Raw genomic sequence first — 13,933 nt, forward strand, 5'->3', positions numbered from 1 at the left:
GGAACCCAAAATGCCCGCCCAACTGATCGACGGCCTCGCCCTCTCCAAGTCCATCCGCGCCGAGGTCGCCACGCGCGCCGCAGCCTTGACCGCCAAGGGTGTCCAACCTGGCCTGGCCGTCGTCATCGTCGGCGACGACCCGGCCAGCCACGTCTACGTGCGCAACAAGGTCAAGGCCTGTGCCGACGCCGGCCTGCATTCGGTGCTGGAGAAGTACGAAGCCGGCCTGACTGAAGCGGAGCTCGTGGCCCGCATCGATGCGCTCAACAACGACCCCAGCATCCACGGCATCCTGGTGCAGATGCCCCTGCCCAAGCACATCGACCCGCACAAGGTCATCGAGGCCATCGCCACCCACAAGGACGTCGACGGCTATTCGACGCTGAGCGCCGGTGAGCTGATGACCCAGCTGCCGGGCTTTCGGCCCTGCACGCCCTATGGCTGCATGAAGCTGATCGAGAGCACCGGGCTCGACCTGCGCGGCAAGCACGCCGTCGTCATCGGCCGCAGCAACACCGTGGGCAAGCCCATGGCCCTGCTGCTGTTGCAGGCCAATGCCACGGTCACCGTCTGTCACAGCGCCACGACCGACATTGGCCACCATACCCGCCAGGCCGATGTCGTCGTCGCCGCGGTCGGCCGCCGCAACATGCTGACCGCCGACATGGTCAAGCCCGGCGCGGTCGTCATCGACGTGGGCATCAATCGCAACGACGAGGGCAAGCTCTGCGGTGACGTGGACTTCGACGGCGTCAAGGAAGTGGCTGGCTTTATCACGCCCGTGCCCGGCGGCGTGGGTCCTATGACCATTGCCATGTTGCTGGTCAACACGCTTGAATCCGCTGAGCGAAGCCTCAAGTCGAACTGATATGACGAATCCCCTGCTCTCCACCGCCGCCCTGCCCGACTTTGCGGCCATCCATCCGGAACACGTGCAGCCGGCCATCACCGAGCTCCTCGTGGCCGCTCAGGCCGCGCTGGATGAGGCCACCAAGCCCGAGACGCCGGCTGACTACGACACGCTGTCGCGCATCCTCGACACCAGCACCGAGCACCTGGGCGCCGCCTGGGGTGCGGTGGGCCACCTGAACGCCGTAGCCGACACGCCGGCCTTGCGCGAGGCCTACAACGCGATGCTGCCGGCCGTCACTGAGTTCAGCACGGCGATGGGCGCCAACGAGGCGCTGTTCGCCAAATACAAGGCTGTCGTGGCGGCCCAAGGTTCGACCCTGAGCGCGCCGCGCCAGCAGGTGCTCAAGCACGCCATCCGCAACTTCGTGCTGTCCGGCGCCGAACTGCAGGGTGCGGCGCGCGAGCGCTACGCCGCGATCCAGGAGCGCAGTGCCGAGCTGCAGCAGCAGTTCAGCGAACATGTGCTGGACGCGACCGACGGCTGGAGCTACATCGCCAACGCCGAAGAACTGGCCGGCGTGCCGCAGGACGTGCTGGATGCCACGAAGCTCGACGACGGCGGCCACAAGTTGACGCTGCACTTCCCAGTCTACCTGCCAGTGATGCAGTACGCCGAGAACCGCGAGCTGCGCGAGAAGCTCTACCGCGCTTACGTGACCCGCGCCAGCGAGCAGGGCAAGCCGGAGTGGGACAACAGCGCCGCCATGCGCGAGATCGTTGCGCTGCGCCAGGAAGAAGCCCAGCTGCTGGGCTACGCCAGCTTTGCCGAGGTGTCGCTGGCGCCCAAGATGGCCTCGACGCCGGATGAGGTGAAGACCTTCCTGCGCGACCTTGCCAAGCGCGCCCGCCCTTTCGCCGAGAAGGACCTGGCCGAGTTGCGGGAATTCGCCAAGGGCGCGCCGCTGGAAAGCTGGGATGTCTCCTACTGGAGCGAGAAGCTCAAGGAAGCCCGCTACGCCTTCAGCGACCAGACCGTGAAGCAGTACTTCACGGCGCCCAAGGTCGTGGCCGGCCTGTTCTCCATCATCGAGCGCCTGTTCGACGTGTCCATCAGCGAAGCGAAAGCCTCTGTCTGGCATGAGACCGTCAAGTTCTACGAGATGCGCCGCAAGCCCTCTAGCCCCTCGCCGACGGTTACGTCGGCGGTCCCCCAAGGGGACGCCGCCGCCCTAGGGAGCGGCCCGGCGGGCGGCGAGCTCATCGCCCAGTTCTACCTCGACCTCTACGCGCGCAATGGCAAGCGCCCCGGCGCCTGGATGGACGAGGTGCGCAGCCGCTGGCTCAAGCCCACCGGTGAACAGCAGACCCCCGTCGCGCTGCTGACCTGCAACTTCGCCAGTCCCGTCGGCGACAAGCCGGCGCTGCTGACCCACGACGACGTCATCACCCTCTTCCACGAGTTCGGCCACGGGCTGCACCACATGCTGACCCAGGTCAACGACCTCGGCGTGTCCGGCATCTCCGGCGTCGAGTGGGATGCCGTCGAGTTGCCCAGCCAGTTCATGGAGAACTTCTGCTGGGAATGGGACGTGCTGCAGCAGCTCAGCGGCCACGTCGACAGCGGTGAGCCGCTGCCGCGCGAGCTGTTCGACAAGATGACCGCGGCCAAGAACTTCCAGAGCGGGCTGATGACGCTGCGCCAGATCGAGTTCGCACTGTTCGACATGCGCCTGCACGGCGAGCCGGGCGCTGAAGGCCATGTGCAGAAGGTGCTGGACGAGGTGCGCGCCGAGGTCGCCGTGCTGATTCCGCCGGCCTTCAATCGCTTCCAGCACAGCTTCTCCCACGTCTTCGCGGGTGGCTACGCGGCGGGCTACTACAGCTACAAGTGGGCCGAGTTGCTCAGCGCCGACGCCTGGAGCGCATTCGAAGAGGAAGGCGTGTTCAACGCCGCCACCGGCAAGCGCTTCCTGAATGAAGTGCTGGAGCAAGGCGGGGCGCGCGACGCCATCGACAACTTCAAGGCCTTCCGCGGCCGCGAGCCCAAGATCGACGCGCTGCTGCGTCACCAGGGCATGAGCTGAAAGGCTTCTGATGCGTTACGTGGCGCTGTGGCGCGGCATCAATGTCGGCAAGGCCAAGCGCCTGGCGATGGCCGACCTCAAAGCCCTGCTGACCGAACTCGGCGCCACCGAGGTCAAGACGCTGCTGAACAGCGGCAATGCCGTCTTCGACATCAAGAAGAAGCTCAGCGCGGACAAAATCCGCAGCACCGTGCTCGACAGGCTCGGCGTCGATGCCGCCGTCATTCTGAAGACGGCGGCGGAATGGGCCGCTATCGCGGCGGCGCATGGCATCGCCGGTGCCGACGACCCCAGCCGCCTGCTCGTCGCCGTGACGGCCGATGCAGCCGCCCTGCAGGCCGCCGCGGCCATCACCGCCCAGGGTGACGAGCGCTTTGTCGTCACCGGGCACGCGGCCTATCTCTGGTGCGCCCACGGCATCCTGGAAAGCAAGGCCGCCGTGCAATTGCTGAAAAAGCTCGGCGAAGCCGGCACGACGCGCAACTGGGCGACCGTCGAGAAGCTGAACGCGCTGGCGCAGGCCTAGTCGGCGCCGTCCAGCGTGTGCACGCGCATGCCGACGCGGTCGCGCATGGGCTCCTGCCAGGCGGCGCGTTCCAACACGCGGCGGCCGTCCTTCAGGCCAGCGGCCCAGCGCGCGTGCAGGCGGTCGTCGCTGAAGTCGATGTCACGCCACGAGTCTTCGCCGGGCAGCGCCCGCATGACGAGATGCACGATGTCGACGCGCGAATCGCAGCCCATCGCCAGCAGCTCCTTCACGGCAGGCTCGGCAGCGGTCTTGGCATCGAGCTTGCGGCCGACCAGGCGCAGCGCCCGGCGCAGGTTCTGCAGCCGCTCATGGTCGTCCAGGTGCTCGAAGATGCGGCTGGCGTACTGGATGTCCTTGTAGCGCGCCAGCGTCTGCGCCATGGTCTGCGGCGCCGCCTCGCTGGCGTCCCACAGGTCGACCATGAAGCACAGCGTGTCGCGGCGCTCGGCGTCGTCAAGCACCACGTCCAGCGGCGTGTTGGAGTAGATGCCGCCGTCCCAATAGGCCTCGCGGCCGATGACGACAGGCGCGAATCCGGGCGGCAGCGCGCCACTGGCCATCACGTGTTCGGGGCCGATGCGGGTATGGCCGTCGCGGTTGTCGAACAGGGCCAGGGTGCCGCTGCGCACATTGACGGCGCACAGCGTCAGCCGCGTCTCGGCGGCCGCGATGCGCTCGAAATCCACCAGCTCGCGCAGTGTGGCGGCCAGCGGTGCGGTGTCGTAGAAGCCGAGCTCGGCCAGCGGGGCGCGGCGGTTCATGTCCCAGGACTGGGGGCCACGCGGCTTGAAGAAGCCCGGCACGCCGGTGGTCAGCGTCTGCCAGGTCTGCAAGCCCTGCCGCCACAGGGCCACGAAGGGATTGGGCGGCAGATGCGCCGACACACCCGGGCGGGTCACGCGGCTCCAGAAGGTGCGCAGGGCATTCAGCCGGTCGGCCGGCGCATTGCCCGCGATCAGCGTCGCATTGATGGCGCCGATGGAGGTACCGACCAACCAGTCCGGCGGCAGGCTGGCGTCCTCCAGCGCCTCGACGAAGCCGGCCTGGTAGGCGCCCAGGGCGCCGCCGCCCTGGAAGACGTAGACGGTTTGCGAGGGGCGCTTGGCCATCAGCTGAGTTGTACCGCGTCGTCGCAGGGAATGGCGCGGAAGACCGGCAGGGCCTCGGTGGCTGCCGCATGCGCGACGAGATGCGGGAAGCCATCCGCTGCCACCACCTCGGGCAGCAGGAACTGCGTGAAGGTCCAGGCGACGCCGACCGTGATGCCCGCCTGGCGGATGCCGCCTTCGCTGGCATCCAGCGGCTGGTAGCTCAGTTCTTTCTCCAGCTCGCCATAGGCTGCCAGCAGCTGGCCAGTGACGCGCTCGATCCAGGGCTCATGCCGCTTCTCGGCCGGGCGCAGGCCGCGCTCGTAGACGATCTGGGCCGTCTTCTCGCAGGCCGCCAGCGCCAGGCCGGTGAGGCGCAGCTCGCGCAGCAGCTCGGCCGGTTCGCTCGATTGCAGACTGCGGCCGGCCAGAGCCTGGACGTACTCGAGCATCAGCGTCGAATCCATCAAGCGCGTGCCGTCGTCGCAGATCAGCGTCGGCGCCTTGACGACCGGGTTGATCTGCCGGAAGGCGTCGAAGCCGCGGAACACCGAGATGGCCGCATGCTCGAAGGGCAGGCCGAGCAGCCGCATCGAAATGGCAACACGGCGCACATACGGGGAGTCCAGCATGCCGATGAGCTTCATGGGCCTTCCTTCTGCTTCGGAGATTCAACGCCATGCTCGCGCATCAGCTGCTCCAGGGCTTCGCCGCCGTGACTGCGTTCAATCTCGGCTCGCATCACGCCGTTGTAGCCGTCGGCGAAGGCACGTGCGAGCAGCGAGCCCTCCTCACCCTTGTAGACCCAGCCGACGCCGTAGCGTTTCTCCAGCCGCTGGGCCTTGGCCGCTTCAGCTTTGGTCTTCGGGGGCCCGAATATCTGCAATTGCAGAACGCCTGCCTTGATGTCCGCACGTGCTTTGGCCTCGCCACGCTCCATTGCGCCGGCGGGATTGCCGACGCGCAAGTCGACGGACGCGACCAACTGCCGTTCTGCCTTGATCACGTCGCCATCGGAGGCGCCGAACTGGTTGAACATGCCGAGCAGGCTCAAGGCCGCCAGCAACGCGGCCAGCACGGCCACGACTTGAACGGTGCGAACGCCCCGACGCCGGCGCCACTGCGGCTCCACCCAATCAGAAAGCATGGTCACTCGTCGCACCGGTTTCAGTCAGCAGCCGGCCTTCGGCAGCCCCAAAGCCGCCTATCAATCCATACATTGCATCAGCTCCTTGAACGCCGATTTTCAGCCAACGGCGCCAGAGCCGCCTGCACACGGCCTTGCCAGCCGGTTTGCTCGGCCGCCGTCCAGTCTGGCCAGCGCTGCGCGTCGGCCTCCAACTCCGTGGCCAGGGCCTGCAACGACACATCCTTGGTCAGCAGCGCGGCCAGGCTCAACCGGGCCAGCCACTCCTGGGTCTGTCGCAAGCGTGGATAGACCTCGAACAGCCAGCGCGCCACTTCGGGCCGCGCGCGCCAGTCAGCGCTGCCGAAGCGTTCGGTGGCCAAGGCCGTCAGCCGCTGACCAGCGCCCAGGCAGTCAAACGCCACGCAACCCTCGAAGCCGCGCGGGATCAGCGCGTCGTGGATGCCGCAGCGGTGGTCAGCGCAGAGGTGGTGGCAGGGCGACTCGGCCGGCTTGTCAAATCCAAAGCCTTGCCTCGCGTCGAAGGGCGGAACCACGCAGCACAGCGCCACACAGGCCGAGCAATCGGCTTTGAGATGTGCAGGGAGCTGTACGGGTGTGGTCACTACGCCGCATTGTCCGACACGCCCACCATCCAGCCCACGCCGAAGCGGTCATCGACCATGCCGAACAGCGGCGCCCAGAAGGTCTTGGCCAGCGGCATCTTGACCTGGCCGCCGTCGGCGAGCGCAGCGAAGGCTTCACGCGCGGCGTCAGCGTCGGGGCAGTCCAGCGACAACGAAAAACCCTTGAAGGCCATGTTCCCGTCGCACATGCCGTCGGACATCATGACCAGGGCGCCGCCAATGTGCACCGAGGCATGCATGATCTTGTTCTCCGAGCCGGCCGGCAGCGTGCCCGGCGGCGGCGGCTCGGGGCTCTCGGAGTTGCGCATCATGAAGTCCACCTTGGCTCCCAAGGCCTTCTTGTAGAACTCGATGGCCTCTTCGCAGCGGCCGTTGAAGAACAGGTAGGGATCGATCTTCATCGCAGTCTCCGGTGACGGTCAGTCAGGCAACTCTAGGGATTTTTGAAGTCGCCAGCTGTCGAAATGATGAAACTCTCGGCCTTGATGTGTTTGCGCCAGGCCGCATTGGCCTGCTCGACGCTGACTGCTGCCAGCGCCTCATCGCGCTTTTGCGCTGCCGCCCAAGTTTCGCCGCGCTCGGCCAGGCTGGTCAGCCCGCCGGCCAGGGCGCCGGGATCGGCGCGGCCCTGCTTGCGGCCTTCCAGGATGTCCTTCTTGGCGCGCTCCAACTCGGCCGCCGTGACGCCTTCCTTGGCCATGCGGGCCACTTCCTCCTGCACGACGGCGATGACGCGCTCGCGCTTGTCCGGCGCATAGCTGGCCTGGATGGCGAAACTGCCGGCATCGCCCCAGTAGCTGGCGTTCAAGGACGCGCCGATGCCATAGGTCAGGCCTTCCTTCTGGCGCACGCGCTCGGACAGCCGGCTTTCCAGCCCGCCGCCACCGAAGATGTGCACGGCCAGCTCCAGCGCGGGGTAGTCGGGCTCCTCGGCGTTCAGTGGCAGGGTCTGGTGCAGGCGCACGATGGCATTGGCCTTGTCGCGCGCGATGGCGTCAAAACGTGCCGGCGGCACGGCCAGGTGCTGGGGAATGTGGCGCACGAACTTGGGCGCCGCGGCCTTCTTCCAGTCGCCGAAAAGCTTGTCGATCTCGGCACCCAAGCCATCCGGCAAGGCCCCCACGACGCTGACCTGGGCGTCGTTGGTGCTCCAGTAGTCGGCATAGAAGCGCTTCACCTCGTCCAGCGTCGTGGCCTTCAGGTTGGCGATGCGCTCGTCCACGCCCATCACATAGTCGGGGTGGCCCAGCGTGACGCCGCGGGCCTTGTTGTAGTGGGCGCGCGTGGCTTCCTGGCGCAGCACACTGGGCTCCTGGCGCGAGGCCTCGATGCTGGCAATGTTGGCCTTGATGTCGCGATCGAAGGCATCCTGGGGGAACAGCGGCTTGCGCAGCGCATCGGCTGCCACCCGCAGGGCCGGCAGCAGCGTGTCGCGCTCGGCGCTGATGAAGATGCTCGCGCCCTGGTCATAGCTGGTGATGTTGAGGTTGGCGCGCAGCTTGATCAGCGCGTCCTGCAGCTGCTGCTTGGTGTAGCCGGCACTGCCCTCGTCCATCAGTGCGCCGACCATGCCGGTGCCGTTGCGCGCGAAGGTCGCGTCGCGTTCGCCCCAGCGCAACTGCATCTGCAGCACGACGGTATTGCCGCGCGTCTGCTTCTTCAGCGTGTGCAGTGCGATGCCGCTGGGCAAGGCCGTGCGCGACATGCGCGTCTCCAGTACCGCCGGCACAGGCTCGAGCTGTTCGCCCTCCTCCACCTTGGGCGGGCCCTTGAGGTCGGCCAGGCGCTGCGCCAGCGACGGCGCGGCGGGGATGTCCACGCGCTCGACGGCGCTGGCCGGCAGATAACGGCCCAACGTGCGGTTGGCCGGCTTGAAATAGGCGGCGCGCACGCGCTCGACGTCGGCCAGCGTGACCTTGGGAATGTCTTCCATCAGCTGGAAGAGCAGCCGCCAGTCGCCTGCCGCGACCAGCCCGGAGATCTGCTGGATCAGGGCCTCGGGGTTCTTCATCTGCTGGCGGTAGCTGTTGACGGCAATGTCGCGCACACGCACGAGCTCGCTCTCCTCGAAGGGCTTGGCCGCACGGCCCTCGGCAAGATCCAGCAGCAAGGTTTCGATCTTGTCGACATCGGCTCCCGGCGGCAGCACCGCGTAGGCGCCCACGGTGCCTGGCTCCGCTCCGCCTGCGCCGCCGATACCCGCGGCGACCGCCAGCTTGGGCTCGACCAGTTGCTTGTAGAGCTGGCCGCTGGGCTGCAGGCTCATCAACAGGCCGTAAACGACCAGCGCCGGCGTGTCGGGATGGGTGATGGCCGGCACGTGATAGGCCGCCAGCAGGATGGGCTGGCCGCCGACACGGCGCACGACGACGGTGCGCTCGCCGTCCTGGGCAGGCTCCACCGTGTAGGGCTGCGGGATGGGCGCGGCGGGTTTCGCGATCACACCGAAGCGCTTGGCAATCAAGGCCAGCGTCGCGGCCTTGTCGAACTGGCCGGCGATCAGCAGCGTCGCGTTGTCGGGCCGGTAATAGCGCCTATAGAAGGCCTGCAACTTCTCGATGGGCACGTTCTCGATGTCGCTCTTGGGGCCGATGGTGGCGTGGCCATAGGGATGCCAGGCAAAGGCCGCCGCGTTGACGCGCTGGTTCAACACCGCAAACGGCTGGTTCTCGCCGCGCTCGAACTCATTGCGCACCACGCTCATCTCGGTGTCCAGGTCGACCTTGGCGACGCGGCTGTTCACCATGCGATCGGCTTCCAGGTCGAGCAGGAAGGCCAGGGTGTCGGCATTCGCGTTGAAGCTCGCGAAGTAGTTGGTGCGGTCCACCGTCGTCGTGCCGTTGAACTTGACGCCGCGCAGCGCCATCGCGCCGGGGATGTCCTTCTGCCTCTCGGTGCCCTTGAACAGCATGTGCTCCAGCAGGTGGGCCATGCCGTATTCACCGGGCGCCTCATGGCGGCTGCCGACGCGGTAGGTGATGTTGACGGTGGTGGTGGTCTGCGTCGCGTCGGGGAAGAGCAGCAGCTGCAGGCCGTTGGGCAGGCGGTATTCCTCGATGCCGCCCAGCTCGCGCACCCGCTCGGGCAGAGCAACCACGGCGGCGGGCGACGCCACTGCGGGCTTGGCCTTGGCCTTATCGGGTACCGGCTGAGGCTGGGCCTGCGCCGCCCCCAGGGCCAGGCTCATCAGGGCGACGCCCAGGGCTCGCGGCATCCACCCATCCAGCACTCTCATCATCTGTCTCTCTCCAGGCAGCCGCATCTTCGGCTTGGCGGGCATTCTGCGCGGTTTTCCTGCCCCGGCCCTTGGTCAGGGTTCGTCAGATTCCAATGCAGACGTGACGCCCCCGGGCCGAGTTTTGGCGCACGCCTTTCCATCAACAGGTCAACCGGCTTGCAAACGGGCCAACAGGGCGGAAACCGCACCCACGCTGGCCGGCTTGGTCAGGTGCTCGTCAAAGCCGGCGGCGCGCGAGCGCTTCTTGTCTTCCTCCGAGCCCCAGCCCGTCAGTGGCGCCAGCAGGGTGCCGGCAAAGCTCAATGGGGAAAGTGCAGCCCTGGCCCAGCCCGGCTGGTGCCACGCGCTACAACCCCTGCAGCAGCTTGGTCACCTCGGCCTGTCGCGGGTAGGCCGGGCCCAGCTTCTTGAGCTCCTGCAGTTCCTTGCGCGCGCCCGCCTCGTCGCGGGACGCGAGCTGGAGCTTGGCCAGGTTGAGTCGGTAATCAGGCACCTGCGGCGCCCGCTCCACGACCTTGCGCTGCAAGTCGATGGCCTTGGCGAAGTCCTTATCGCCGGCATAGGTCTGGGCCAGGGTGTCGGCGAAGTCGGTCTGCTGCGGGCTCAGCTCCACGGCGCGCTGCGCGAACGCGACCGCACCGGGCTTGTGCTGCTCCAGCAGCATGATGGCCAGGTTGTTGAGCGCCACCGCATGTCGCGGCTGCTTCTCGATGAGCTGCCGGTACACGCGCTCGGCGCCAGCGAAGTCGCGGTTGGCGATCGCCCCCTCGGCCGCCTTGAGCTGGAAGCCGACGTCTTCCGGATGCTTGGCCGCCCACGATTCGGCGAAGGCTTGCGCGTCTGCATTGCGCTTGGCCCCGAGCAGAGCCCGGTGCAGGCCTGCGGCGGCGTCCGGGTTGTCGGCCAGCGTGAGTACCGCGCTGAAGGCCCGCGCCGCCGCGGGGTAGCCGCCGCGCAGCAGTTCGGCCTGGCCTTCCATCAGGAAGCCTGCGGGCTCCTGCGGACGCAGCTCCTGGACGCGCCGCGCGTACTGCACCACCTTGCCGTACTGCTTTGCGCGAAGGGCCAGGTTGGCACCGGCGCGCAGCGCCTCGGCCGATCGCGGTGCGTCCGCGATGGCGCGCTCCACGGCCTCCGTTGCGCCGGCAGTGTTGCCGATGCCTAGCAGCGCGTCGGCCATGCCCAGGCGGGCCGGCAGGTTCTTCGCATCGAGCGACAACACGGCGCCGAATGCCGACCGCGCCGGCTCGTTCTGGCCGCGCATCAGGTGCAGCCGCCCGATGCGCTCGAGGATGGGGATGGAATTTGGCAGCGCCGAGTTCGCCGCCTGCGCGGCCTCGAGGGCGGCATTGGCATCGCCCTGGCGCACATCATGGTCCACAAGTGCCAGGCGCGCCTCGATGGAGCCAGGGTTTGCCTTGACGGCTGCGGCAATGCGCTCGCGGATCTGGGCAGCCGGTTGGCCGGCCATGCGGTCCAGGTCGGCCAGCGTGAGCAGTGCCTCCACGTGGCCGGGGTCAGCCAGCAGCAGGCCGTCTAAGCGCCGACGCGCGTCGCCCAGTTTGCGGTCCTCGACGTCCATGGCCGCGAGGTTGGCCAGCGCGGGAAAGTGGTTCGCGTCCCGGCCCAGAGCCTCAGCGAAGGACTGGCGCGCGGCGTCTCGCTGGCCGCTGAGCCACTGCACGCGGCCCTTGAGCGTCGGGGGCACCGCCGACTTGGGCGACTTCTTTTCCAGCGCAGCCACCGCCTGCAGCGCCTGCGGGTATTGCTTGCGCTGCAGCAGGGCCTCGATGAGCTTGACGTCGGGCAGCACCGTGGGGTCTTGCGAGGCGATGCGCGAAAGTTTGTCCACGTCCATCGCCCCGCCGCCCTTGGCCAGCGCCGCGACCACTTCGGCCTCGATCCGCAGGGCCGGGCTGGCGTCGGGCCTTTGCGCGGCCTGCGACAACTGCTGGGCAGCACGACCGGTGTCGCCCAGCGCCTGATTGGCACGCGCGGCCAGGGCCAAGGTCTTGCCATCGGCCGGGCCGGTGGAGTTGAGCGGCTCCAGCACCTTCAGGGCTTGCGCGGCGTGGTCGTCTTCAATGAGCACCTGGGCGAGGATCTGCCGGACCGCGACGTTTTCGGGCGTGGTGCGCAGGGCCTTGGTCAGGTAGCCCACGGCTTCCGATCGGCGGCCGGCTGCAAAGGCGACAGCACCCGCAGCCTGCAGGAAGCGCACGTCGTTGGGACTGACCTTCAACAGGCCTTCGAGAATCTGATGCGCACGCTCGTAGTCCTTATGTGCACCGGCCAGGCGCGACTCATAGAGCATCGTCGTGGGGCGGTTGGGGGCCACCTTCATGAGTTGGGCCACCTGGCGCTCTACGCCCGCCAGGTCACCGCGGTCGAAATTGACCTCGATCAGCGCCGACAAGGCGTCCGCGTTTGTCGCGTCGAGGTTGAGGGCCTTTTCATAGGCGGCGGCGGCTTCGGCGGTCTTGCCGTCCTGGGCGCGCAGCAGGTCGCCCAGCAGCTTCCAAGCCTCGGCGTTGCCGGGCAATTGGGCGGTCAACTGCTGCGCCTGCGCCAACGAGGCGTCGAGCCGGCCCTGCGCGGCGTCGATGCGCACGGCCAGCACGCGCGCTGGCTCATGGCCCGGCACTCGGCTCAACGCCCGGCGGACATGTTCACCCGCGGCATCCCACTGGCGCAGGCCGACCTGCGCGGTGGCCAGCAGCACCTCCATGGCTGCGCTGCCCTGCGCGTCGTTGAGCGGGTTGACGCCAAACTCCTGGACGGTTGCGGAATAACGGCCCTGGGCGTTCCACAACTTGGCCCGCAGCAGGGCCACCTGATCGGGGTCGTAGGCCTGATCGATTGCCTTGGTCAGCTCGATCTCGGCACCCGCCGGGTCCTCCTGCTCGAACAGCGTCCGCGCCATCAGGAAGCGAGCTCGCGCGGAATCGGGCCTGAGCTGCAGGGCATTCTTGATCTCGATGGCGGCCGATGCGGTGTCACGCTTGGCCAGGAAGGCCTCCGCCGCTGCCAAGCTGGCTTGCTCGTCGCGCGGCCCTGAGCAGGCCGACAGGAGCATCAGCGCCGCAGCACTGGCGAACGGGGTGAGACGAAACATTGGATTCAAGGACGCCCCCTGGCGTGGAGTCGAGCCGGCACGGCACAGCCCAAAAGAATAAGCCCGCCACGGAGGTGGCGGGCTTGATCAGTGGCGACTCAGTCTCGGGCAGCAGGCCACCCGAGGCACAAAGTCTCAGGCAGCGCGACGGCGGCGGGCGAAGCCTACGCCGGCCAGGGCCAAGCCGGTCAGGGCCAGCGTTGCGGGCTCAGGCAGTTCGGTACCGAAGCCGCCGCCACCGGTCAGCGAGATGCGAACCACGGCCCAACCGTTGTCCACGGCGCCATTGGGATACTTGAAGCCCAGGCCGGTGATGTAGAAGGCGTTGTCCGGACCGACCGTGGCGAGGTCACCGTAGGTATAGCCCGAGGCGATCACCGTCTCGGTCACGGTACCGGAGTAGTTCGGGCCCGAGAAGGACAGCTTGGTCAGCGTGCCGTTGGTGTTGTTCTTGAAGATGCTGCCCTGGCCGTACGCCATGCCGTCGGCGCAGTTGGAGGAGGACTGTTGGTTCACCAGCACACCAGCCTGCGTGATGATGTCGGTGCGGCAACCACCCAGTACGGCGACGACAACGTGACCGTCTGGCGTCACGGCCAGGTCGTCGTTGAACTGGCCCGAGTTGTATATGGCCGTGTCGGTCCCGCCGGTCGGGTCGTACAGATGCACCCAGCCGTCATTGCCGTTGTAGGCGATCTTGCCGTTGGATAGGGTCTTGATACCGTAGGTGCCGCTCGTGGTACCAGGGACTGCCGAACCGACGAAGGTCGCGGGGTTGATCTTGAACAGCCCAGCACTGGATTGCTGGTACATGAAGCCATCCTGGCCCAGCGTGATGCCGTAGCCGCCGCCTAGGCCACCAGAGACGTTCTGGAAGGTCGAGCTGTGGATGGTGTTGGCGCCATTGACCGTGGTGTCAGCGGTCGTGGAGTGGACATACCAGCCCGCGCCACCGTCTGTGCGGATCAGTTGACCGCCCGGGTTGAAGCCGAGGCCGACGATACCCTGGTTGCTCGTCGAGTAAATCGAGGCCGTGAAGGCGTCATCGAGCATGCCGAACGGACCGCTGGGCGTCGCCACGAGCGTCGCCTGGGCAGCCCCGGAAACCAGCCCCAGCGCTGCACAGGCAGCGAAAAGCTTTGCATTCATTTTCATAGGAATCTCCAGTTTATTGACCTGCCAGCGCGCCCACCATCGCAGTGGCGGCGTTCAGCAAATGATGTAAAGCACACGTCGTGCCACCAGAAACCATCC

General features: G+C 67.4%; 12 protein-coding genes. 3 read left to right on the plus strand and 9 right to left on the minus strand.

All coding sequences use genetic code 11. The features are described from left to right. Positions 1-10: 10 nt before the first annotated feature. From folD to ASC95_RS24430, 3 genes are read left to right on the plus strand one after another with little or no spacing between them, the layout of a single operon-like run. Positions 11-868: a bifunctional methylenetetrahydrofolate dehydrogenase/methenyltetrahydrofolate cyclohydrolase FolD gene (gene folD / locus ASC95_RS24420; protein WP_057300245.1), complete on the plus strand. Its 858-nt coding sequence runs from the start codon at positions 11-13 to the stop codon at positions 866-868. 1 nt (position 869) lies between these two features. After that, positions 870-2,936 (plus strand): M3 family metallopeptidase, encoded by a 2,067-nt coding sequence (locus tag ASC95_RS24425; protein ID WP_057300246.1) that lies wholly within the window; start codon positions 870-872, stop codon positions 2,934-2,936. A 10-nt stretch (positions 2,937-2,946) separates the two neighbouring features. Next, entirely contained in the window at positions 2,947-3,462 is a 516-nt protein-coding gene (locus ASC95_RS24430; RefSeq protein WP_057300247.1) for a DUF1697 domain-containing protein, read from the plus strand. Here the strand turns inward: ASC95_RS24430 and ASC95_RS24435 are convergent. The 9 genes from ASC95_RS24435 to ASC95_RS24470 all read right to left on the minus strand — a co-directional run bounded on the left by ASC95_RS24435 (position 3,459) and on the right by ASC95_RS24470 (position 13,834). Beyond that, entirely contained in the window at positions 3,459-4,574 is a 1,116-nt protein-coding gene (locus ASC95_RS24435; RefSeq protein ID WP_057300248.1) for a patatin-like phospholipase family protein, read from the minus strand. The genes ASC95_RS24430 and ASC95_RS24435 overlap by 4 nt on opposite strands. Next, the gene (locus ASC95_RS24440; protein WP_057300249.1) at positions 4,574-5,200 is read right to left on the minus strand and encodes a glutathione S-transferase; all 627 of its coding nucleotides are present in this window, start codon (positions 5,198-5,200) and stop codon (positions 4,574-4,576) included. The genes ASC95_RS24435 and ASC95_RS24440 overlap by 1 nt, the downstream gene beginning before the upstream one ends. After that, positions 5,197-5,637 carry a hypothetical protein gene (locus ASC95_RS24445; protein ID WP_057300250.1) on the minus strand — a complete coding sequence of 147 codons (441 nt, stop codon included), beginning with the start codon at positions 5,635-5,637 and terminating at the stop codon, positions 5,197-5,199. Before ASC95_RS24445 ends, ASC95_RS24440 begins: the two co-directional genes overlap by 4 nt. Before the next feature lie 140 nt (positions 5,638-5,777). After that, entirely contained in the window at positions 5,778-6,305 is a 528-nt protein-coding gene (locus tag ASC95_RS24450) for a hypothetical protein (RefSeq protein WP_235538040.1), read from the minus strand. Beyond that, the gene (locus ASC95_RS24455) at positions 6,305-6,727 is read right to left on the minus strand and encodes a VOC family protein (protein WP_057300252.1); all 423 of its coding nucleotides are present in this window, start codon (positions 6,725-6,727) and stop codon (positions 6,305-6,307) included. Before ASC95_RS24455 ends, ASC95_RS24450 begins: the two co-directional genes overlap by 1 nt. A gap of 32 nt (positions 6,728-6,759) precedes the next feature. After that, positions 6,760-9,564 (minus strand): pitrilysin family protein, encoded by a 2,805-nt coding sequence (locus tag ASC95_RS24460; protein ID WP_162250843.1) that lies wholly within the window; start codon positions 9,562-9,564, stop codon positions 6,760-6,762. Positions 9,565-9,711: 147 nt separating this feature from the next. Beyond that, positions 9,712-9,867, minus strand: coding sequence for a hypothetical protein (locus ASC95_RS30930; RefSeq protein ID WP_157256485.1), 156 nt, complete (start codon positions 9,865-9,867; stop codon positions 9,712-9,714). Positions 9,868-9,910: 43 nt separating this feature from the next. Continuing rightward, positions 9,911-12,679: an XrtA/PEP-CTERM system TPR-repeat protein PrsT gene (prsT, locus tag ASC95_RS24465; protein WP_057300254.1), complete on the minus strand. Its 2,769-nt coding sequence runs from the start codon at positions 12,677-12,679 to the stop codon at positions 9,911-9,913. A 135-nt stretch (positions 12,680-12,814) separates the two neighbouring features. Next, on the minus strand, positions 12,815-13,834 hold the full coding sequence (locus ASC95_RS24470) for a PEP-CTERM sorting domain-containing protein (protein WP_082568061.1): 1,020 nt from the start codon (positions 13,832-13,834) through the stop codon (positions 12,815-12,817). Positions 13,835-13,933 lie beyond the last annotated feature (99 nt).

This window comes from Pelomonas sp. Root1217, from assembly GCF_001425705.1.
In the GTDB taxonomy this organism is placed as follows: Bacteria; Pseudomonadota; Gammaproteobacteria; order Burkholderiales; family Burkholderiaceae_C; genus Pelomonas.

Bases quoted from the DNA above. Each gene is read 5' to 3' on its own strand.
- ASC95_RS24435 (WP_057300248.1), bottom strand. From the start codon at position 4,574: ATGGCCAAGCGCCCCTCGCAAACCGTCTACGTCTTCCAGGGCGGCGGC.
- ASC95_RS24460 (WP_162250843.1), bottom strand. From the start codon at position 9,564: ATGATGAGAGTGCTGGATGGGTGGATGCCGCGAGCCCTGGGCGTCGCC.
- ASC95_RS24430 (WP_057300247.1), top strand. From the start codon at position 2,947: ATGCGTTACGTGGCGCTGTGGCGCGGCATCAATGTCGGCAAGGCCAAG.
- ASC95_RS24455 (WP_057300252.1), bottom strand. From the start codon at position 6,727: ATGAAGATCGATCCCTACCTGTTCTTCAACGGCCGCTGCGAAGAGGCC.
- ASC95_RS24470 (WP_082568061.1), bottom strand. From the start codon at position 13,834: ATGAAAATGAATGCAAAGCTTTTCGCTGCCTGTGCAGCGCTGGGGCTG.
- ASC95_RS24425 (WP_057300246.1), top strand. From the start codon at position 870: ATGACGAATCCCCTGCTCTCCACCGCCGCCCTGCCCGACTTTGCGGCC.
- prsT (WP_057300254.1), bottom strand. From the start codon at position 12,679: ATGTTTCGTCTCACCCCGTTCGCCAGTGCTGCGGCGCTGATGCTCCTG.
- folD (WP_057300245.1), top strand. From the start codon at position 11: ATGCCCGCCCAACTGATCGACGGCCTCGCCCTCTCCAAGTCCATCCGC.
- ASC95_RS24440 (WP_057300249.1), bottom strand. From the start codon at position 5,200: ATGAAGCTCATCGGCATGCTGGACTCCCCGTATGTGCGCCGTGTTGCC.